Here is a 20,931-nt window from a genome sequence, read left to right as displayed (position 1 = left end):
CAGGCCAGCGCTGCGCACTGGATTTTATACGGCGCATTGAAAGGGATAATGAAAATATACTAGCCGTCAATGCGGGAGACGACACCCTCAATCGCACTCACCATCCTGTATTCTTCCACCCCACTTTTCCAGCGTGAGAATTTCTATTGGATCGTATTGTAATTGAAGCGTTTTGCCTTTAACAATCTCGTGCTGAGATGCAAGAGTTACTTTTAGCCTCAGGTGCAAACTTTCCAGCGCTTCTTGTGATGTTGTTCCATCATGGGCAATCACCTGATGTGGCATTACCCGCACGCCTATCTTCAAACGCCGTTTGGACAACCGCAGCGTATGCGCGACCTCTGATTTACCGTGATATTGAAAAACGCATCATGGGAGTGGTCCTTTGTGCTCATCAGCTTTGTCATCACCATCACCTTGCGTTTCCTGAGGTAACAGCGTCAATGGGCCGCACCAGCGCTGCGCCAGCGTACAGGCCAACACCACCAACACCCAGCTTATCAGGGTCGCGGCGATCAAATCCTGCGGCCAGTGCATGCCTAACACCAGACGGCTACCCATCACTCCTGATGCCCACACCATCAACACGACGACGGTTTTATAGTGCCGACGCGCCCACAGTAGCCCTACCGCCAACAGCGCCCCGGTTGCAGCAAACAAGGTATGCCCTGACGGGAAGGCAAATCCCGTTTCAAATTGCCAATGGGCGCGCAGCCATTCAGGAATTTGTTGTTGCGCGTTCAACTGCTCAGCAACCAGACGTGCGCGTTCGGGACGGGGCAGAGAATAAAAATAGCGCTCATCAACCTGATACTCTTTTTCCAGCCAGACCACAAAGGGGCGAGACTCTTGGAGCCGCTCTTTGATGAATGACTTCATGCCCTGACCAATAAGCACGGTAAGTGCCATGATCGCCAGCACGCCCAAGGCTGGTTTAAAACGAAAGCGCAAGCACCACAGAAACCAGATAGCCAACAGAGCGCTGGTCAATATCCCCCAGGGACGCGTCACCGTTTCTGTTACCCAAAACAACCCGCGCAGCCAAACCCCCTGTATTTCGGGATGCCATTGCCAACCACTCAGCCATACGACAATCGGCAATAACAACAGAATTCCTGCACCGAGTGCGGTACGTTTGGCAATGTCGTACATAGCTTCCCCTGTTTCCACTTTTCCTCAACAAATACAGATACGCGCCGCTGACGATGTTGGTATAATTCACAAATTTTTCATAAACTTATCATGAAATCCCCACCACTTTGTCAATGGAACGTAAACTAGTCCATCGTTATGTCAGTATCTGTACTGGTGTACACGTCTCAGTCAGCGCTTCGCGGTACAAAACCATCAGGAAACCACTGAATGCCATCTTCGACTTATGCTAGGTTTTGCTCAATGGTGGTGTTTTTACTGGTTAATTGCGTTATCCGGCAGTAGGATATGCGCAATCTTTTTGTGTTGGAGATGTAAAATGCAGCTTAAACGGGTGGCCGAAGCAAAATTACCCACCCCCTGGGGCGATTTCCTCATGGTAGGATTTGAAGAGTTAGCCACAGGACACGATCACCTCGCGCTGGTTTTCGGTGATATCTCCGGTCCAGCACCAGTTTTAGCTCGTGTCCATTCCGAATGTTTAACCGGTGATGCACTGTTCAGCTTACGCTGCGATTGCGGTTTCCAACTGGAAGCGGCATTGGGCCATATTGCGGAAGAAGGCCGTGGTGTGCTGCTCTATCACCGACAGGAAGGGCGTAACATTGGCTTGCTGAACAAAATTCGCGCCTATGCGTTGCAAGACCTGGGTGCAGATACCGTGGAAGCGAATCATCAGCTTGGGTTTACGGCGGATGAGCGCGACTTTACCCTATGTGCGGATATGTTCAAACTGTTGGGTGTGAACGAGGTGCGTTTACTGACCAACAACCCGCAAAAGGTGAAAATCCTCAACGACACGGGCATCAACATCGTTGAACGTGTGCCGTTGGTCGTGGGTCGCAATCCTAAAAATGAGCGCTATCTGGCCACAAAAGCCGCCAAAATGGGGCATATGCTGGATCTCCCCCCACGTTAATCTTTGTGTATAGCAACGCGCTATACCAACAGATAGACCATGTTGCTATCGGGGCCAGCAGGCCCCGATATTTTTCGTGTCTCCGCTCAGTATCAGCCTTGCCAGCTGGTCCTTACAGCATGTTGCGAATCACATAATGCAAGATGCCACCGTGCTGGTAGTAGGTTAACTCATTGCGGTATCGTAAATCGCCATGACGTTTTGCGAGGGAATATGCCGGGTGTAGCCCCCCTTCTGTTCCCGGTACCATCTCATTACGGATCTGCACATTGCAAAGGTGCCACGCATCATCACCTCATGATTACCCCGCCGAGAACCGTAGGAGTTAAAATCCTCCAGGTTCACCCCGTGATCGAGCAGATAACGACCCGCCGGACTCTCTTTTTTGATGCTACCCGCGGGAGAGATGTCGTCGGTGGTTACCGAATCCCCCAACAACGCAAGAATACGTGCCCCTTGAATATCCTGTATCGGGTCAGGCTCTTTCCCCATGGTGGTGAAAAAAGGAGTCTCACGAATGTAGGTTGAATCCTGCGGCCACACATAGGTCGGATTATCCCCCACGGCTATCGCCTGCCACTCAGGGGTACCTTCAAAAACCTCAGCATACTCTTTATGGAACATCTCAACGCTGACGTGCTGCACCGCATCAGCAACCTCTTTCGCGGATGGCCAGATATCTTTCAAAAAGACCGGTTCACCCTCGTGTCCTACACCAAGTGGGTCACGGGTCAAATCTAGCGTCATGTTACCCGCCAGCGCATAGGCCACCACCAGCGGATGGATGCGTCCCTCAAAATTTCGGTTACCTGAGAGTACCGCCCCGACGGTCAAATCTCCGGCTTTAATGGCCTGTTCAATCGCTTCCGGCAACGGCCCTGAGTTGCCAATACAGGTGGTACATCCATAGCCCACCAGTTGAAAGCCCAGCGTATCGAGATAAGGCGTTAACCCTGCTTTGGCGAAGTAATCGGGTACAACTTTGGAACCGGGCGCCAGCGAGGTTTTGACCCAAGGTTTATGCCGCAGGCCACGTTCGACAGCATTTTTTGCCAACAATCCGGCTGCCATCAACACGCTAGGGTTGGAAGTATTGGTACACGAGGTGATAGCAGCAATCACTACCGCCCCCTGACGTAACGAGAAGGTTTCATCCGCGATTGTCACGTCAATAGCTTCCGCTCGATCCTTGCCACTGCTCACGTCCAGTTCGCGACTGGCATTGAATGCATCGGGCACCTGAGCCAATGCAACACGATCCTGAGGGCGTTTTGGCCCAGCCAGACTGGTTTCCACTGTTCCCATATCCAGCGCCAACTGACTGGTAAAACGTGGTTCATCCCCCGGATAGCGCCACAACCCTTGTTCCTTACAGTAAGCTTCTACCAGCGCTATCTGTTCTTCGCTGCGGTTGGTCAGCCGTAAATAAGCCAGAGTGACATCGTCGATAGGGAAAAAGCCGCAGGTGGCACCATATTCCGGTGCCATATTGGCGATAGTCGCTCTGTCAGCCAATGCCAGATTGTCCAGGCCGTCGCCGTAAAACTCAACAAACTTCCCAACAATGCAGTGCTTGCGCAGCATTTGCGTTACGGTAAGCACCAGGTCAGTCGCGGTGATCCCCTCCCCCCAGTTTTCCGCTGAGCTTGAAGCCCACTACATCCGGCAGCAGCATCGATACTGGCTGGCCGAGCATGGCGGCTTCCGCTTCAATACCGCCGACACCCCAGCCAAGCACCCCGAGTCCGTTGATCATGGTGGTGTGAGAATCGGTGCCGACCAGCGTATCAGGATAGGCAATAGTTTTACCGTCTTCGGTTTCACACCACACAGCGTTAGCCAGATACTCCAGATTGACCTGATGACAGATACCCGTACCGGGCGGCACTACGCGAAAGTGGCGAAATGCTTTTGCCACCAGCGCAAAAACTGGTAGCGCTCATGGTTACGCGTCATTTCCAGCCGCGTGTTATCCACCAGCGCCTGCGAATGACCAAAATGGTCAACCGTCACTGAGTGGTCTATCACCAGATCAACCGGTAAGAGCGGATTGACCCGCTTTACCTCGCCGCCCAGACGGTGTACCGCATTGCGCATCGCCGCCAAATCCACTACCGCAGGTACGCCGGTAAAATCCTGCATCAGCACCCGTGCGGGACGGTATGCAATTTCACGATCCGAATGGCCGTGTTCTAACCAGGCGGACACCGCCTCAAGATCCGCCTGCTGCACCGTCTCACCATCGAGATGGCGCAACAGGTTTTCGAGTAGCATGGCCAGAGATTTCGGTAATTTTTTTAACGAGCCTAATGATTTTTCAGCCAGCGACAGGCTGTAGTAGTGATAAGTCTGTTGCCGGATATTGAGCCTATCCAGATATGCATTGTGTAGCGCCTGTGACATGCTGCCTCCAAATGGCTTGACAGGTTATCGGTGTTATCGCGCCGTCATGACACCGGGGAAAGAAATATCCCGCTGCTTCATGCGGTCTTGTTTAAAGATAACACAAACAAAAAATAACGTTTTAATAACAAAGCCATTATTCGGCTATCAATGCCATCACCGTAATAAATCGGACGTCTCGGACACATTTGGGGTGAAAGTGGGTACAAAAGTGTAAAAACAGCGTTTAGTTATTGTCAGGAATATGAATTTTTTATATCAGGATCTAATTGCGAGTTATCGCACACCTTGTTGAATTGATTTCGTGCACGATAGGGGGTGGTTAGGGCGTTTGAAACACACCACGGCCTAGCGCATTAATTTGTGGAAAGGGTCTTCCGCTCTCCATGTCCTAATCTAATGATACGAAGGAGCTGTTCATGAAGTTGTACTATACAGCAGGAAGTTGTTCACTTTTTCCCCATATTGTTTTACGCGAGGCCGGGCAAGATTTCACGTTGGAGAGTGTTGACCTTAAAAAGAAAAAAACGGCCAGCGGTAAAGATTTTATGGCAATCAATCCGAAAGGAATGGTGCCGGTACTCCAGTTGGATGATGGTACAGTGCTCATGGAAGGCGTCGCCATCGCGCAGTATATTGCGGATAAAGTGCCTGAATCCAACCTGATTGCACCGATAGGCACCATGGCGCGTTATCACTGCGTCGAGGTGGCTCAACTATATTTCAGCCGAACTGCACAAAACGTTTACCCCCATCTTCCGCCCCGGAACCCCGGAAACCTATAAGGAATTGCTGCAGGAATACCTTCAGGTGCGTTTTCGCTATATCAACATCGTTCTGAGTGAACAAAACTATCTGGTGGGTAATCGTTTTTCTGTCGCTGATGCTTATCTGTTTACCGTGATGCGTTGGGCGCAGTCGTTAAAGCTCGATATGTTCCGCTATCCGGCACTGGCGGCTTCTTATCTCGACCACATTGCAGAGCGCCCCGACGTATTGACGGCGTTAAAGGTTGAACGATTGAAAGGGTAATTCGACATTGCGGCACCTCAAGGTGCCGCATAACACCTGATCAGCCGAGACGCTCGGCCTGAAAATGATGGCGCGGATTGGCAATGCCATCCTGTGCAGCAACCAATTGCAGTTCGTATTCATCCATCTCTTTAGTCACCAGCATCACTTCATACACCGCCGCTGTGGTGTGCTCCAGCGCTTTATCTAATGCAACGCCCTTGAGCAGATTCACCAGTAACAGACTGCTGGTCAAATCACCCACGCCAACAGGCTGACGCTCAAACTCCACCAGAGGACGGCTGATATGCCAGGCATCAGTAGGCGTGACCAGCAACATTTCAAAACTGTCGGCACGGCGTGCTGCACGGCTGAGATGCTTGACCAATACAATCTTCGGTCCGCGTTCACAGAGCTGACGCGCCGCTGCAACGGCTTCATCCACATTGTATACCGTCAGTCCAGCCAACAATTCCAGTTCCGGCAAATTAGGTGCAATCACGTCAGCAGCCAGCAGCGACTGGTTGCAGTGGAAACCCGAAACACCAGGTGCAACAAAACAACCTTTCTCCGGTGTGCCCATCACCGGATCGCAAAAATAGATCGCCTGCGGATTTGCAGCCTTGACCTGACGGACAATGTCCAGAATGCTGGCACCCTGCTCAGGGGAACCGATATAGCCGCTCAGCACCGCATCGCAGCGCGCAAGTCTGTCAATGTTTGCGATGCCCTTCACGATGTCCGTCAGGTGACTGGCGTCCATCACACTGCCGGTCCACTGACCATATTGGGTATGGTTGGAGAATTGCACCGTATTGAGCGGCCAAACGTTTGCGCCCATCCGCCGCATCGGAAACTCTGCGGCGCTGTTCCCTGCATGTCCAAAAACCACATGGGACTGAATAGAAAGAATGTTTTTCATTTACCTACAACCTGACCTTGCTTGTCACTTGCCTGAGAGTACCACCAAGAATAAAGGGAGAATTCGCTCCCTTGTCCATGCTGTTTTCTTATGCTGCCCAACAAATCAGGCAGTAGTGTTTCTTGCCACGACGCAACAATGAGTAACGACCAAACAGACGATCGCTATCCGCGAAGAGATACTCAGGGTTGGATTGTTTTTCGCCGTTAATGGTCACTGCGTTCGACGCAATCATAGTACGTGCCTGGCCGCGCGAAGGGACCAGTTCCGCCGTTACCAACGCCTGCTGCAAGTCAGCCTCGCGGTCGAGCTCAATTACCGGCATGCCATCCTGTGCCAATTGGGCAAAGTCGTTTTCTGTCAGGTCATTCAGCACACCAGAGAACAGGCTCTGGGTAATGCGCTGTGCCGCTTGCAGACCTTCTTCGCCGTGGACCATACGCGTGACTTCTTCTGCCAGCACGTATTGCGCACGCGGGGCTTTTCCGCTGTTTTTGTCCTCTTCTTCCAGGGCATTAATCTCTTCAATGCTGAGGAAAGTAAAGAACTTCAGGAAGCGGTAGACATCAGCATCAGCAGTGTTGATCCAGAACTGGTAGAACTTGTATGGGCTGGTTTTCTTGGCATCCAACCAGACTGCGCCGCCTTCGGTTTTACCAAATTTGGTGCCATCTGATTTGGTGATCAACGGAACGGTCAAACCAAACACGGTATTCTGATGCAGACGACGTGTCAGATCGATACCGGAGGTAATATTGCCCCATTGGTCGGAGCCGCCGATCTGCAACGCAACGCCATACTGCTTGTTCAACGCTGTAAAGTCATAGCCTTGCAACAGGTTGTAAGAAAACTCAGTAAAAGAAATGCCCACATCATCGCGATTCAAGCGCTGTTTTACCGCTTCACGGTTAATCATCTGGTTAACAGAAAAGTGCTTACCAATATCGCGCAGGAAGGTCAGCACGTTCATGCCGCCGAACCAGTCATAGTTATTCGCCATGACAGCGCTGTTGTCCCCGCTGTTGAAATCCAGGAACGGCGACACCTGATTGCGGATCTTCTCAACCCATTCACCGACGGTTTCGCTGGTATTAAGTTTGCGTTCTGTCGCCTTAAAGCTAGGGTCACCAATCAGGCCGGTTGCACCACCGACCAGCGCGACGGGCTTATGCCCCACGAGTTGGAAGCGGCGCAGGCACAGCAGCGGCACCAGATGCCCCAAGTGCAAGCTGTCAGCGGTCGGGTCGAAGCCGCAATACAGTGCAATTGGCCCTTGCGCCAGCCGCTCTGCCAACGCGCTCTCGTCCGTTACCTGAGCAATCAGGCCCCGCTCTTGCAATTGTTGAATCAGATTACCACTCGCCATCAATAGCTCCATTTTCTTAAAATAAACGGTGTTGAAAGACAGTATTCCGAGGGAAATAACGCAACGCCATAGAATAAAGCGCTCCCGACGGGAGCGCCAGCATTTAAAGGGGATATTTGCTACAATTCTCCGCACTTAAGGTGCCAGACGATCAATTTGCCAGCCATCGTCGTTACGCTGATAAATAAAGCGGTCATGTAATCGATGTGCTCCCCCCTGCCAAAACTCAATGGCATCGATAGTCACACGATATCCGCCCCAGAAACTCGGTAACGGCACTTCGCCCTTCAGGAACTTTTGCTTTAGTTCTAAAAAGTTGCTTTCCAGCACGCCACGGGCAGAAATTCGACTCGATTGCTGCGAAACCCAGGCACCAATCTGACTCTCTTTCGGGCGGCTGTAAAAATATTTCAGCACCTCAAGCGTCGGTAAGCGCTCGGCATGCCCCGTCACAATCGCCTGGCGATCCAGACTGTGCCAGGGAAACAGTAAACTGATTCGCGCATTGAGCGCCAGATGCTGCGCCTTGCGACTACCGAGATTGGTGTAAAACACCATGCCTTTGTCATCAACATGCTTTAGCAACACAATGCGCTGATAAGGTTGCCCCTGCTCATCGACGGTGGCAACGCACATGGCTGTAGGATCGGACATACGCGCTTCACAAGCCTGTTTTAACCACTTATCAAACAGATCGAGAGGATTGGCCGTTAACTCATTACGGCGCAAACCGCCGCGAGTATATTCACGTCTGACGTCCGCAATTTCATCTTCGGTGGGAAATGCGGCGGAGGGAGAAGAAGTGTTGTCCTGTGTCATAACATCCTGCTGTGGTGTGTCGGGACGAAAATCATCATTCCATTCTGCGCCCACAGCGGGAAAATCTCAATGTAACACGGCGTGTTAAGGCTGATTCTGCAGAAGACAATCGTCCGCAATGATGTGCCCACTGCGCTCGATAAATGCGCGGTCTCCCTTGCTCCAGAACGTATAGCGGCTGTTACTGTATTTCGCGCCTGATGCAGAAACAACCTGCGGAAGCTGCAGACGCTCTCCATCCAGCAAGAAATGAACTTCCTCGGGTTGGATATCCTGCTTAAGCGTTACGGTGAGCGGCAGGGTGCCACACTGATAATGCAACGTTTTTACCGGAGTTTGTCGGTTGAAACCGCTGCAACTAGACAGCACCATAAATCCCAGCAGCATAGCGGCGCGACCAGATAGCGTTATTTTCATTTTCCCGTTGTTACCTGTGTAAAAATTATCGCCACATGACCGCGACTACGCACGTCGAGTAGCCCATAATGACAGTGTAACAACGGGTTTAACAACGACATCTCAGCAAAATCCGATTAGTCGTTCAGAACAGGAAAAATCGCCCCCAATATCGTCGTCTTGCTGGCGCCCGTCACCAACGGCAGGTTGCCGGGCAGGCCAGACAGCGTGCGCGCCGCGAGCCAGGCGAAAGCAAGCGCCTCCATGTCATCGCCACTCACACCACACTCATCGGTGGTGTTGACTTCAATTCCGGGCATCAGTGCGGAAAGACGTGCCATAAGCAACGGGTTTCGCACCCCACCGCCGCACACCAGCACGCGTTCACAACCTCCGGTCAGCAGCACCTGATCGGCAATGCTGACAGCGGTTAACTCTGCCAGTGTGGCCTGCACATCCTGAGGGGCAATCGCGCCATATCCGGCAAGATGTTTTTCCAACCAGCTAAAATTGAAGTACTCGCGTCCGGTACTTTTAGGCGCGTGTAAAGAGAAATAGGGATCGGCCAGCATGCGGCGCAGCAAGGAGACATTAACCTGTCCGGTTGCTGCCCACTGTGCATCTTTATCGTAAGGTTGCCCCTGACACACATCCAGAATCGCTTGCTTTAATGCCAAGGGCATTGGGTGACAATAGCTCGCCTGCTGCGCTACGGTATTGTCATCAATCACCGCTAAGACCATATCGACACCATCCAGACTGGTGCCTGACATCACTCCGATATATCTGCCTGATTTCATAACGATATACTTCCCTACACTGCACTGGACACGCACACAAAAAAGGCGCATATACGTAGCTGCACTTGTTTACAAAATAACATGGCACGAGGGCAAACCACTCAGGTATTCTTCATTTTGTGGCAGATTCGATGTTTCATTCTCGGAATGCATTTTTATTTTAAGGAAAAAACGGCCGTTTTTTCCTATAAAATGAACATATGCGTCAATAGGGTCAGAGAAAAGAGAAAATAGTGGCAACAGGGAACTTTGGCCATTATTTATTATCAATATGTACCCTATTCTATCATCGGGAGCCGCGTAGAACAGCTAATCTGGCGTTTTCTCGCACCAGTTTGATAAGCATGACCACGTCGGCCTACAGTAACGGAAGTTCGACACATTGTTATTACAGGAGTCTTATATATGATGAAGCGTTTTCTTGTGATTACTTTAGCCGGTATTACCTTGGCGGGCTGTGCCAATACCAGTTCGCTTTCCGGTGACGTTTATCGCGCCTCTGAAGCCAAACAGGTTCGCACTGTAACTTATGGCACCATCGTTTCATTACGCCCCGTCCAGATTCAGGCTGGCGATGAGAATGGCACCATGGGCGCTATTGGCGGTGCAGTTTTGGGTGGATTCTTGGGTAACACCATCGGGGGCGGCACAGGTCGTTCACTGGCAACCGCTGCCGGTGCGGTAGCGGGTGGCGTAGCCGGTCAGAGTGCACAAGGTGCGATGAACCGTGTTCAGGGCGTTGAGTTGGAAATCCGTCGTGATGATGGCACCACCATCATGGTTGTACAGCGTCAGGGCAATACCCGTTTCAGCGTGGGCCAGCGTGTAGCGATGTCCAGCAACGGCCAAAATGTGACAGTGGCACCGCGATAAGTATTTCCTCAAATTTTCTGTTATCACCACCGGCTCGGTGGTGATAACCCGCATTGTTGCTTTGGTCAAAACGTTACTTTGATCAACCTTTCATTCGATCACAAAGCTGTTTTGATAACAGATACATTTCGCACAAAAAATAACATTGCGAAAACCACGTTCAGGACAACAAGTCACTTTTACGAAAAATAGCGCATTGATCAAAAAAAACGCAAAAAGTATATCACCCGCTCAGGCCAAAGTCACATCAACCTTTCTCAGTAAAAATGCGATCTTCACGACATCAACACTTTCCCAGAGAATATCTCTCAGGTAGAAAATCACGTTATGGTGTCATGTTCGAATGCAGACCGTTATTCAATATGGCTTGATGAACATTTATTCTATCCAAATATTATTCATGTCTGCTGACGCATCAATGATGGTGTTCATGGTTTTCATGTAATGCGAGAATGTTTTTTTCCAGACGCGCAATAAGCCCCGTGAGCGCATTGACTTCCTGCGCCGAAATACCGAGTAGTATCTCGCCACGCGTCTGGCTAATCACATCATCCACTGCCTGGATGATCGGCTCTGCGGCATCGGTCAACGCAATGCGTTTCGCACGACGATCGTGTGCGCAGATGCTCCGCGTAATCAGGCCCTTCTCTTCCAACTGATCTAACGTTCGTACCAGGGACGGCTGCTCGATGCCAATTGGCTTTGGCCAATTGAATCTGCGACTGCCCCAGTGGCAGCTGGTATATTATGCAATGTAACCCAATGGGTTTGGGTTAATTCCAGCGGTTTCAGGCGAAAATCAATTAATGACCGCCACACACGAACCAATCTGGCTAAATCAGATCCTAACGGCAATTCCATAACATCTCCTTATTATTAGCGTACTAAGTTATATCCCTGGATTGCAATCAACTCTGATTTTAAAAAAAATGAAAAGGCACCTTGTATATTAATTTTTTCCATAAATGGCGGCTGCCGTAATGCTGTTATACCAAAACAATTCACTTTGAGGAAATTTCCCCCAAGGCGTTAGCAGGCAGGAGAGTTGTTCTCTCTGCTTATGCAACATAGGTTATTAGTGCCATAGGCGCACTAATCATCGTCAAATAATGAGGGCTGATCCCACTCGCTATTGAGTGTAGCTTTTTCCGTACGTAACATCCGTTTTTCGCGTTGCCGGCATAGTCTCAGCACATCCTGTTTTTGTGCATCACTCATCTGCCCCCCCAGGAGAAACGCTCGCTGCGGCTGCGAAAACACCCCCCGACAGTAGCCGCGCGCATCTGCTTCGCATACGCCACGACAAGGGTTTGGAACAGTAAAAAGCTCAAGTTGCTCAGGCACTGCGCCTCCTCTTCCCATCACATTTATTGAAGCGTCATCTGATAGCAATGGCAAGCTTTAGGTGCAGAGCAGTACTCGGCGTAGGCTGATACTGAGTATTATATATTGTAGCGCCGAAGATTTCTCTAGCGACACTATTTATTTGGCCTGTCATTAATATACCGCAATGTAATGGCGTAAATGTGATTTTAAGCAACAGAGTTCACCCGCAGTGTACCTTTCACATCAAGGGTTTGAACTCGATCGGCTTACGACGGTATACTTTGTAACGAGCCATTAAGCTGCCGCCCGTGATGGCGGTCAACCACTGTAGTCAATCGAGGATATTATGCGCTTACTTCATACCATGCTGCGTGTTGGTGATTTACAACGCTCAATCGATTTTTATACCAAGGTACTGGGGATGCGTTTGTTGCGGACCAGTGAGAATACTGAATATAAATACACGCTCGCTTTCGTTGGTTATACCGAAGAGAGCGAGGGGGGCCGTCATTGAACTGACGTACAACTGGAGTGTTGATAAATACGATCTGGATAATGCCTATGGGCATATCGCTCTGGCGGTTGAGGACGTTGCCGCAACCTGCGAGCGTATTCGTCAGGCGGGCGAAAAAGTGACGCGTGAGGCGGGGCCGGTGAAAGGTGGCACGACAGTGATTGCCTTTATCGAAGATCCTGATGGTTACAAGATTGAGCTGATTGAAAAAGCGCAATCCGGTAACGGACTCGGCAACTGATTGCCCTATCCCCTCTGCGGCGGCATCTCTCCGCCGCCTTTTGTTCCCCTTGTGTGAATTGCATTCGTTTTTATCCCCTCCCGATAGCAGAAGGCGTCAGGCTTACTGCATTGATGTCGGGAATTTGCCATAATGCGCTCTGCATTTGGTAAATGATTAAAGAGAACATGGCTGATAAAAATAACCTGAACGCGCTGAGTGGCCGTTTCCGTGGGTTTTACCCGGTTGTTATTGACGTTGAAACCGCAGGATTCAACGCAAAAACTGACGCGCTGCTGGAAATTGCCGCCATAACAATGAAAATGGATGATGGCGGTTGGTTGCAGCCAGATGAGACCTTGCATTTCCACGTTGCCCCTTTTGAAGGTGCGCTGCTTGATCCGGCTGCGCTGGCGTTTACCGGCATTGATCCCCACAACCCGCTACGCGGCGCCGTGTCCGAATACGAGGCATTGCACGAAATTTTTAAAATGGTGCGCAAAGGGATTAAAGACAAAGGGTGCAATCGCGGGATTATCGTCGCCCACAACGCCAATTTTGATCACGGCTTTCTGATGGCAGCGGCGGAACGTTGCGGACTCAAGCGTAACCCGTTCCACCCATTTGCCACCTTCGACACTGCCGCACTGAGCGGATTGGTACTGGGGCAAACCGTTTTAGCGAAGGCTTGCATGACGGCCGGAATCGCCTTTGATTCTGCTCAGGCGCACTCAGCGCTCTATGATACCCAGCAAACAACAGCGCTGTTCTGCGAGCTGGTTAATCGTTGGAAACGATTGGGTGGTTGGCCATTGCCGATGGAAGATCAAACGGCCTGAGTTTTCCTGCCTGGCGCAGAAACGCGCTTTCGCCCCAAAAAAAGAGGGGGATCCGTGTGTCAGCTCCCCCACCTTCACTTCCAGATAAAGGCGGTAGCAAGCCGCTAGCACGTACAACTTACTGTGCGCTTTCTCCATCCTGCTGTTCACGGTATTTATCAGCGGTCTCTTTAATCAACTGCTGCAACTCGCCACGTTGATACATTTCAATGACGATATCGCACCCACCGATCAGCTCGCCGTCAACCCACAGTTGAGGGAAGGTCGGCCAGTTGGCATATTTTGGTAGTTCGGCACGAATATCCGGGTTTTGTAAAATGTCTACATAGGCAAAGCGTTCACCGCACGCCGACAGCGCTTGTACAGCCTGAGCAGAGAAGCCGCAGCTTGGCAGCTTCGGAGAACCTTTCATATACAGCAGAATCGGGTTTTCAGTAATCTGGCGCTGAATTTTTTCAATCGTTGTTGTCGTCATGCTTTTGCTTCCTCAAACGGTGTTTCTGTGAGCCATCGCTACCCATGTCGGGGGGACTGCACGGCATCATAATGTAACGGTGTACCATCGCGCGATGGTCGCGTATGTGCTTTGCGATTCAATAGATTCCAGAACGCATGTACCGTTGCTTCATTGTAACGAGACGAGCCGTGACAAAAAAACGCTATTTTTTGTAGGGTTTCTTGGCTATCTCCGTTCACCCTAAGCACTCGGTGAAATATGCCGCAATAAATGATGAGATTTACAGCGGAAAAACAATTATTAACGTTTTCTCATGATTCTGTTAAGAGAAAAGATGATTTCCTACTTTTTTATCATGCCGTTTTCGTGAATACTGTGTGAATTTAGCGAGTTAAGGATTGTATTCGGTCTCTTTTATCATGCGCGTATTTATTACTCTGATCTTTGTTTTCTTCAGCCATCTTTTTCTTAATGTTGCCCAGGCGGCCCCGCACACCAATGCGGAGAAAAAAGCCAACGCTAGCAGCACAGATGACAAACACCTGAAAAAAACGCAGACTGCCAAAACCGCTAAAAAGCCACAAACGCCCCCTGAACCACCGAAGAAAAAGACCGCGCCAGTAAAAGAGAAAGCCAAAGAGCAGCCAGAAAAAAAGGCCGTAGAAAAGCGGGCCATCGACAAGAAAACCAAAATAGCGCCAAACACCAAGCCCACCAAAATCTCAGGGCATAAAAAAGTCGCTGACGAGGAAGAACCGAAGGCCGTCTCATCGAAAACCGCATCATCCCGCACCCACAGCGCAACACCCGCAAAATTGGTGAAGGGACTGAAAAAAGGGGCTGATGCCCATTCGCAAAAAACCGCCGCATTAAAGCCCGGTGCGAAGAAATCAGGCAAAGAACTTATGCTAAGTGAAGCGAATAAGCGGCGTTACCAGCATGCGAAAATGGCGGCAATGAACAAGTTGATGAGCCAGATAGGCAAGCCTTATCAGTGGGGAGGTACCTCTCCCTACACCGGGTTTGATTGCAGCGGTCTGGTCTATTATGCCTATAAAGACGTCGTGAAGATCCCTATCCCGCGTACGGCAAATGAAATGTATCATCTACGCGTACGCGATGCTGCGCCGATCAATAAAGGAGAACTGGAGATTGGCGATTTGGTATTCTTTCGTATCAATGGGCGCGGCACGGCTGACCATGTCGGGGTCTATCTGGGCAATGGTAAATTCATTCAGTCACCGCGCACCGGTGCAAATATCAAGATCAGTAAGTTGAGCGAAGACTACTGGCAGGAACACTATATCGGAGCGCGCCGTGTGGTGACGCCACAAACGATTCGCTAACTCTGATCTCAATACGTTGAGACATTTAACACGGTGAGAATAAAGACCAGTGCAACGATTACGTAGCCTGGTCTTTATTTTTTAATTGCGATCAGTTCAAAACGGCAACAAAACTAAATACCATGATCATGACTAACGCCCCAGCGGTGGTCAGTAATGACATTTTCAAATCAGTATTCATTCTATCTCCTTGAAACACAGAAACGCGTAAAAATCGCTGCCGCACTGGATGCCAAATGCTGCTTTGCACGCCAATAACCACAGCACAATGACGCAAGGAAAGTATTGTTACACATTTTGTAGGGAAAATCTCCGATCCCCGCTGCACTAATTATATCAATTATCCCTTTCACTTTCGCGCCAAATCAGCCAAAATTCGCAGTTTACCGTGCGCTGCGTCGGTGTCCGAACACGTCATCTTCTATGGGATCAGTGCGTCCCCTGTAAGTACAAAGTAAGTCGGCAGTCTCCTTCTGATATCCCGTTTATGCCATCAGAATCAGAAAGAGAACATTACGCAAAAGCAAACGATTAACAAACTATTTACTGCCGTAACAAGTAGGTTCAGGAGTCATTTTTAGATGGCAACGATCAAAGATGTGGCAAAGCGTGCTGGCGTTTCAACAACAACCGTCTCTCACGTCATCAATAAAACACGTTTCGTCGCCGAAGAGACCAAAACTGCCGTACGGGAAGCCATCAAGGAATTGCACTACTCCCCGAGCGCAATGGCACGGAGCCTAAAGGTCAATCACACCAAATCCATCGGGCTGCTCGCCACCTCCAGCGAAGCGCCCTACTTCGCTGAAATAATTGAAGCGGTTGAAAACAGTTGTTACGCCAAAGGCTATACCCTGATTCTGTGCAACTCGCATAATAATCTGGAAAAACAACGTGCCTATCTTTCCATGCTGGTGCAAAAACGGGTCGACGGCTTGCTGGTGATGTGTGCGGAGTATCCGCCTGCACTATTGAGTATGCTGGAGGATTATCGCAGCATTCCCATGGTGGTTATGGATTGGGGGCAGGCGCATAGCGATTTCACCGATACCGTTATTGATAACGCCTTTGAAGGGGGGGTATCTGGCTGGGCGTTACCTGATTGAGCGTGGTCATCGTGATATTGGTGCGATCCCCGGTATTCAGGAGCGCAACACGGGTAGTGGCCGTTATCTCGGTTTTCTCAAAGCCTTGCAGGAAGCTGATATTACAGCTCGTGATGAGTGGATTGTACAGGGCGATTTCGAGCCGGAGTCCGGTTATAAAGCCATGCATCAGATTTTGGCGCAAAAGCAGCGACCGACCGCCGTTTTCTGCGGCGGTGACATCATGGCCATGGGCGCCATCTGCGCCGCCGATGAGTTAGGGTTACGTGTACTGCAGGATATTTCCGTGATTGGCTATGACAATGTACGCCACGCACGGTATTTCACACCGGCCTTAACCACCATCCATCAGCCCAAAGAGCGTTTAGGCCACCATGCTGCTCGACCGCATCACCAGCAAACGTGAAGACGCGCAGATGATTGAGGTTCATCCGACGCTTAGTGCGATCGTTTAGACTGCTTTTTTCGGCGCATCTTACGCGCAGGGTTGGAGAAAAAGACCCCTCATCACCTCAAAGATATCCTGCATATTATCGCCACGCGCTTGATTAACCTGCAATCCCGCAAGCGGGCCTGGATTGTCGGCGAAGAACATTACGATCTGGGCAACGATCTCTTTAGCCTGATGCTCGATACATATATTGCAATACATATATTGCAATATTCCTGTGGCTACTGGAAAGAAGCCACTATGCTTGAGCAGGCGCAACAGGCCAAATTGCGCATGATATGCGAAAAGCTTCAGCTCCAGCCGGGTATGACGCTGTTGGATATTGGTTGCAGCCGGGGCGGGCTGGCCGCCTATGCGGCACGCCATTATGGTATATCCGTGTACGGTGTTACGATTTCGCGCGAACAGCCGAAACTGGCTCAGGAACGTTGTCGCGATCTCAACGTTACCATCCAATTGCAGGATTATCGCGACCTGAATCGGCATTTCGATCGAATTGTCTCTGTCGGCATGTTTGAGCACGTCGGGCCGAAAAATTATGATACGTACTTTCGCGTGGTGAGCCAGAACATTAAACTCGGCGGGCTGTTTCTGCTGCATACCATTGGGGCGAATAAAACCGATTCGCAGGTTGACCCCTGGATTAACAAATATATCTTCCCCAACGGCTGTTTGCCCTCCGCACGCCATATTGCTACGCGCAGTGAACCCTATTTAGTGATGGAGGATTGGCGCTGATTACGACAAGACATTGATGGCCTGGCACGATCGCTTTGTTGCCAATTGGCCACAACTCGCGGGCCGCTATCCGCCGCGTTTTAATCGTATGTTCCGTTACTACCTGAATGCCTGCGCCGGAGCGTTTCGCGCGCGTAACATTCAATTGTGGCAGGTGCTGTTTAGCCCTCAGGGCATTGAAGGCGGCGTGCGTGTAGCGCGCTGATAACGTTCTATCCTGTTAACGCCGTACACATAATAGTGTGCGGCGTTGTTCTTATCGCGTAATCAGACCCGGTTTCAGGCGCTCTGAGCAGCGTTTGCTGCTACGGTTTCCTGTGCCTGACGCTGCGCCAGCACACGCTCAACAGTGTCAATCACCGCCTGTGTTTGCGGATCGATCTCAATATTGACCCGGTGCCCTAACCGCTTTTGCCCAAGCGTGGTACGTTGCAACGTTTCAGGGATCAAATGCACACAGAAACGACTGCGCGTCACTTCACCCACCGTAAGACTGATACCGTCAATACCAATAAACCCTTTGTGCAGCACATATTTCATCTGCGATTCGTCGGCCAGACGAAACCAGATTTGATGATTATTTTCTGACGTAAGGATTTTAACGACTCCTGCCGTACACATAATGTGCCCAGACATAACGTGCCCGCCGATCTCATCGCCGTATTTCGCGGCACGCTCAATATTCACCAGACCGCCCGGGGTAATGTCGCTGAGATTGGTTAGACGCAGTGTTTCTTTCGTCAAATCAAAACTGACTCGATCGCCATCAATAGCCGTCACTGTCAGGCAACAACCGTTATTGGCGATCGAGGCACCGGTCATCAGACCGGTCAGTAATTCGGGAGGAAGTTTTACCACATGCGTGCGGAAGTTCGTTTTTTCATCGATGGACACCACCGGCGCGGTGCCTTGAACAATACCGGTAAACATACGCCTGCCTCTTAATAAACCAGTGAAATAACTGAATTCTACTGTGTCAGTCACTTCCCCGACGTTACCGTGGCAAGCCGCCAGAGAATGAAGACCAACAAATCATTTTGCAGTTTGCCTCATAACTACAGGAAAACCAAACCGTATTCCCACCTTTTGGCCCATGCCAGACAAGATAAGGCAATGTAAGCTCTCCATTGACATAATATCTTACGAAGAAGTTGGTTTACTTATGGCAAGCCGCTACACTAGACACAACGCTGTCATCGATTGATTTTCTGTCACAGGTGGATGGTTAATATAGCCATTCATGCTCATTATCTCGCTTGCGGTTGTTTAATTTCATCCACCCCAATCCCCTGCTGGAAATGCAATGCGCCGCCTGGTGGCGGTGCTGTATGACAGATAGCGGGGTGGTATCTCCATCAGTTTTCCGTTTTAACAATTCAAGGAAGGTGTTTGCGTGCAGAAGTATTTGTCAGAGGCGCGGAGTCTGTTAACGCTCGCGGTTCCTGTCATTATTGCGCAGGTTTCCCAAACGTCCATGGGTGTCGTGGATACCGTGATTGCGGGTGTCTATAGCGCAACCGATATGGCAGCCGTTGCAGTCGGTACGTCTGTGTGGCTACCGGTCATCCTGTTCGGACACGGTCTATTAATGGCGCTTACGCCGGTGGTGGCTCAGCTCAACGGCTCCGGTCGACGCCCGCGTATCGCCCATCAGGTTCAGCAAGCGTTTATTTTGGCGGCGATCGTTGCCGTAATAACCATGGTGGTGCTGTACAACGGCAAGCATGTCATTGCCATGATGCACACCGATTCACCCGAGTTGGCAAATGTCGCTATCGGTTATTTGCACGTAATGTTGCTGGGAGTGCCAGGCTATCTTTTCTATCAGGTGCTGCGCTGCCAATGTGAAGGGTTATCCAAAACCAAGCCAGGTATGGTGATTGGTTTCATTGGTGTGGTGATCAATATTCCGCTGAACTACATCTTTATCTACGGCAAATTTGGCATGCCCGAACTGGGCGGCGTGGGCTGCGGCGTCGCGACGGCCTCGACCTACTGGATCATGATGCTGATGATGGCATGTTACAGTATGCGTGCACGCTGGTTGCGGGATATCAAGTGGCAGCGTTGGCAGATTGATTTCCCGGCGATGCGCCGTCTGTTTTCTCTCGGGTTGCCCATTGCGCTCGCCCTGCTGTTTGAAGTATCACTGTTCGCCATCGTCGCTCTGCTGATCCTGCCGCTCGGCGTGATTGACGTTGCCGGGCACCAGATAGCACTGAATTTCAGTTCATTGATGTTTGTGCTGCCGTTGTCTATCGGCATTGCCTCGACGATCCGCGTTGGCCATCGTCTGGGGGAAGGTTCTGTGGAAGATGCGCGTATTGCGGCGTATACCGGCATCACGACCGGCGTCATGCTGGCCTGTTGTACCGCGATTTTCACTGCATTGCTGCGTGAACAAATCGCCCTGCTGTATAACAAAAACCCGGAAGTGGTCGCCATGGCAGCGCAGTTGATGCTGCTGGCAGCGGTTTATCAGATTTCAGACGCGGTGCAGGCTATCGGGAACGGCGTGTTGCGTGGCTATAAGGACACGCGTTCCATTTTTTACATTACCTTCGTCTCCTACTGGATGCTCGGCTTGCCAAGCGGTTATCTGTTGGCCATGACTGATTATCTGGTACCGAGGATGGGGCCAGCCGGTTTCTGGTACGGTTTTATCATCGGACTCACTGCTGCTGCGATCATGATGGTACTGCGTATCCGTTATTTACAACGCCAGCCGCCAGGCGATATCCTGGCTCGCGCCGCGCGCTAACCATGCTTTCACCCAGCGCAGGTGGTCAATACGCCACCCGTGCTTGGGTGAAAAAAACACAAAGTGAATACAAGCTCAGTAGTCGTGCGGTTCAACACCATAAATTTTGCATTTGCGACTTGCCAGCATCAGGCTCGCTCGCTACTATGCGCCCCGCACGGCAGCACAGGATTCCCTCGCGGCTTTGCGATAAATTTCTCACAATGCGTTCTTAGCTCAGTTGGTTAGAGCACCACCTTGACATGGTGGGGGTCGATGGTTCGAGTCCATTAGAACGCACCATTTCTTTTTCTATAGTCCACAACTCGCTGAAATCTCTGTAAATCGCTGTATATTCTTTCCCGCAACCCCAACTGATCCCTGCTTAAATTCGCTACATTTACGTTTATTCTCCATTCCACTCAGGGCTGACAATTAGGGCCGACTGGTTGCCAATTTCAGTGTAAAAGCATACTGCCAGATCGCATTACCCAGATGTAGCCATGCCTGCGTCTCGCTGATTGCTGCTGTTA

General features: G+C 50.6%; 15 protein-coding genes, 1 tRNA gene and 7 pseudogenes. 10 read left to right on the top strand and 13 right to left on the bottom strand.

Annotation, left to right across the window (positions count from 1 at the left end; genetic code table 11):
* Nucleotides 1-87: 87 nt before the first annotated feature.
* Complete coding sequence (locus ACMZI0_RS13850; RefSeq protein ID WP_415673370.1) at nt 88-285, bottom strand: hypothetical protein; 198 nt, start codon at nt 283-285, stop codon at nt 88-90.
* 84 nt (nt 286-369) lie between these two features.
* Entirely contained in the window at nt 370-1,152 is a 783-nt protein-coding gene (gene pgpB / locus ACMZI0_RS13845) for a phosphatidylglycerophosphatase B (protein ID WP_415673447.1), read from the bottom strand.
* Between the two features lie 319 nt (nt 1,153-1,471).
* On the opposite strand from pgpB, the gene ribA reads away from it, so the two are divergent.
* Nucleotides 1,472-2,071 (top strand): GTP cyclohydrolase II, encoded by a 600-nt coding sequence (gene ribA, locus ACMZI0_RS13840; protein ID WP_415673369.1) that lies wholly within the window; start codon nt 1,472-1,474, stop codon nt 2,069-2,071.
* A gap of 165 nt (nt 2,072-2,236) precedes the next feature.
* On the opposite strand, the pseudogene acnA reads toward ribA, so the two are convergent.
* Nucleotides 2,237-4,474, bottom strand: a pseudogene (acnA, locus tag ACMZI0_RS13835) (aconitate hydratase AcnA).
* Between the two features lie 419 nt (nt 4,475-4,893).
* Between acnA and gstA the strand changes: the two are divergent.
* Nucleotides 4,894-5,506 (top strand): annotated as a pseudogene (gstA, locus tag ACMZI0_RS13830) (glutathione transferase GstA).
* Nucleotides 5,507-5,546: 40 nt separating this feature from the next.
* Here gstA and pdxY read toward each other — a convergent pair.
* From pdxY to ACMZI0_RS13805, 5 genes are all read right to left on the bottom strand, one after another.
* On the bottom strand, nt 5,547-6,407 hold the full coding sequence (gene pdxY / locus ACMZI0_RS13825) for a pyridoxal kinase PdxY (RefSeq protein WP_415673368.1): 861 nt from the start codon (nt 6,405-6,407) through the stop codon (nt 5,547-5,549).
* 88 nt (nt 6,408-6,495) lie between these two features.
* Nucleotides 6,496-7,773 carry a tyrosine--tRNA ligase gene (tyrS, locus tag ACMZI0_RS13820; protein ID WP_415673367.1) on the bottom strand — a complete coding sequence of 426 codons (1,278 nt, stop codon included), beginning with the start codon at nt 7,771-7,773 and terminating at the stop codon, nt 6,496-6,498.
* Between the two features lie 135 nt (nt 7,774-7,908).
* Complete coding sequence (gene pdxH / locus ACMZI0_RS13815; protein WP_415673366.1) at nt 7,909-8,592, bottom strand: pyridoxamine 5'-phosphate oxidase; 684 nt, start codon at nt 8,590-8,592, stop codon at nt 7,909-7,911.
* 84 nt (nt 8,593-8,676) lie between these two features.
* Nucleotides 8,677-9,009, bottom strand: a complete 333-nt coding sequence (locus tag ACMZI0_RS13810) for an MliC family protein (protein ID WP_415673365.1) — start codon at nt 9,007-9,009, stop codon at nt 8,677-8,679.
* Nucleotides 9,010-9,125: 116 nt separating this feature from the next.
* Nucleotides 9,126-9,788, bottom strand: coding sequence for an anhydro-N-acetylmuramic acid kinase (locus ACMZI0_RS13805; protein ID WP_415673364.1), 663 nt, complete (start codon nt 9,786-9,788; stop codon nt 9,126-9,128).
* Between the two features lie 405 nt (nt 9,789-10,193).
* On the opposite strand from ACMZI0_RS13805, the gene ACMZI0_RS13800 reads away from it, so the two are divergent.
* Nucleotides 10,194-10,661 carry a glycine zipper 2TM domain-containing protein gene (locus ACMZI0_RS13800; protein ID WP_415673363.1) on the top strand — a complete coding sequence of 156 codons (468 nt, stop codon included), beginning with the start codon at nt 10,194-10,196 and terminating at the stop codon, nt 10,659-10,661.
* 415 nt (nt 10,662-11,076) lie between these two features.
* Here the strand turns inward: ACMZI0_RS13800 and slyA are convergent.
* Both slyA and ACMZI0_RS13790 read right to left on the bottom strand, forming a co-directional pair.
* A pseudogene (gene slyA, locus ACMZI0_RS13795) lies at nt 11,077-11,522 on the bottom strand (transcriptional regulator SlyA).
* A 231-nt stretch (nt 11,523-11,753) separates the two neighbouring features.
* Nucleotides 11,754-12,005, bottom strand: a pseudogene (locus ACMZI0_RS13790) (DUF1289 domain-containing protein).
* A gap of 328 nt (nt 12,006-12,333) precedes the next feature.
* On the opposite strand from ACMZI0_RS13790, the pseudogene gloA reads away from it, so the two are divergent.
* Nucleotides 12,334-12,742, top strand: a pseudogene (gene gloA, locus ACMZI0_RS13785) (lactoylglutathione lyase).
* A 167-nt stretch (nt 12,743-12,909) separates the two neighbouring features.
* Nucleotides 12,910-13,560, top strand: coding sequence for a ribonuclease T (gene rnt / locus ACMZI0_RS13780; RefSeq protein WP_415673362.1), 651 nt, complete (start codon nt 12,910-12,912; stop codon nt 13,558-13,560).
* 118 nt (nt 13,561-13,678) lie between these two features.
* On the opposite strand, the gene ACMZI0_RS13775 is transcribed toward rnt, so the two are convergent.
* A complete protein-coding gene (locus ACMZI0_RS13775; protein WP_415673361.1) occupies nt 13,679-14,035 on the bottom strand; it encodes a Grx4 family monothiol glutaredoxin in 357 nt (118 codons plus the stop codon).
* Nucleotides 14,036-14,436: 401 nt separating this feature from the next.
* Between ACMZI0_RS13775 and ACMZI0_RS13770 the strand changes: the two genes are divergently transcribed.
* Nucleotides 14,437-15,363, top strand: coding sequence for an NlpC/P60 family protein (locus ACMZI0_RS13770; protein ID WP_415673360.1), 927 nt, complete (start codon nt 14,437-14,439; stop codon nt 15,361-15,363).
* 91 nt (nt 15,364-15,454) lie between these two features.
* Here the strand turns inward: ACMZI0_RS13770 and ACMZI0_RS13765 are convergent, their stop codons facing one another.
* On the bottom strand, nt 15,455-15,544 hold the full coding sequence (locus ACMZI0_RS13765; protein WP_195312297.1) for a YnhF family membrane protein: 90 nt from the start codon (nt 15,542-15,544) through the stop codon (nt 15,455-15,457).
* Between the two features lie 400 nt (nt 15,545-15,944).
* Here ACMZI0_RS13765 and purR point away from each other — a divergent pair.
* Nucleotides 15,945-16,924 (top strand): annotated as a pseudogene (purR, locus tag ACMZI0_RS13760) (HTH-type transcriptional repressor PurR).
* A pseudogene (gene cfa / locus ACMZI0_RS13755) lies at nt 16,912-17,863 on the top strand (cyclopropane fatty acyl phospholipid synthase); the annotation flags it as partial. The pseudogenes purR and cfa, both read left to right, overlap by 13 nt.
* A gap of 74 nt (nt 17,864-17,937) precedes the next feature.
* Here cfa and ACMZI0_RS13750 read toward each other — a convergent pair.
* Nucleotides 17,938-18,588: a riboflavin synthase subunit alpha gene (locus tag ACMZI0_RS13750; RefSeq protein WP_415673359.1), complete on the bottom strand. Its 651-nt coding sequence runs from the start codon at nt 18,586-18,588 to the stop codon at nt 17,938-17,940.
* Between the two features lie 463 nt (nt 18,589-19,051).
* Between ACMZI0_RS13750 and ACMZI0_RS13745 the strand changes: the two genes are divergently transcribed.
* Both ACMZI0_RS13745 and ACMZI0_RS13740 read left to right on the top strand, forming a co-directional pair.
* A complete protein-coding gene (locus ACMZI0_RS13745) occupies nt 19,052-20,419 on the top strand; it encodes an MATE family efflux transporter (RefSeq protein ID WP_415673358.1) in 1,368 nt (455 codons plus the stop codon).
* 205 nt (nt 20,420-20,624) lie between these two features.
* Nucleotides 20,625-20,701 (top strand) — tRNA-Val (locus ACMZI0_RS13740).
* Nucleotides 20,702-20,931: the final 230 nt, after the last annotated feature.

Source organism: Symbiopectobacterium sp. (genome assembly GCF_047692315.1).
GTDB lineage: Bacteria > Pseudomonadota > Gammaproteobacteria > Enterobacterales > Enterobacteriaceae > Symbiopectobacterium.
This window is presented reverse-complemented; position numbering and strand designations above follow the sequence as displayed.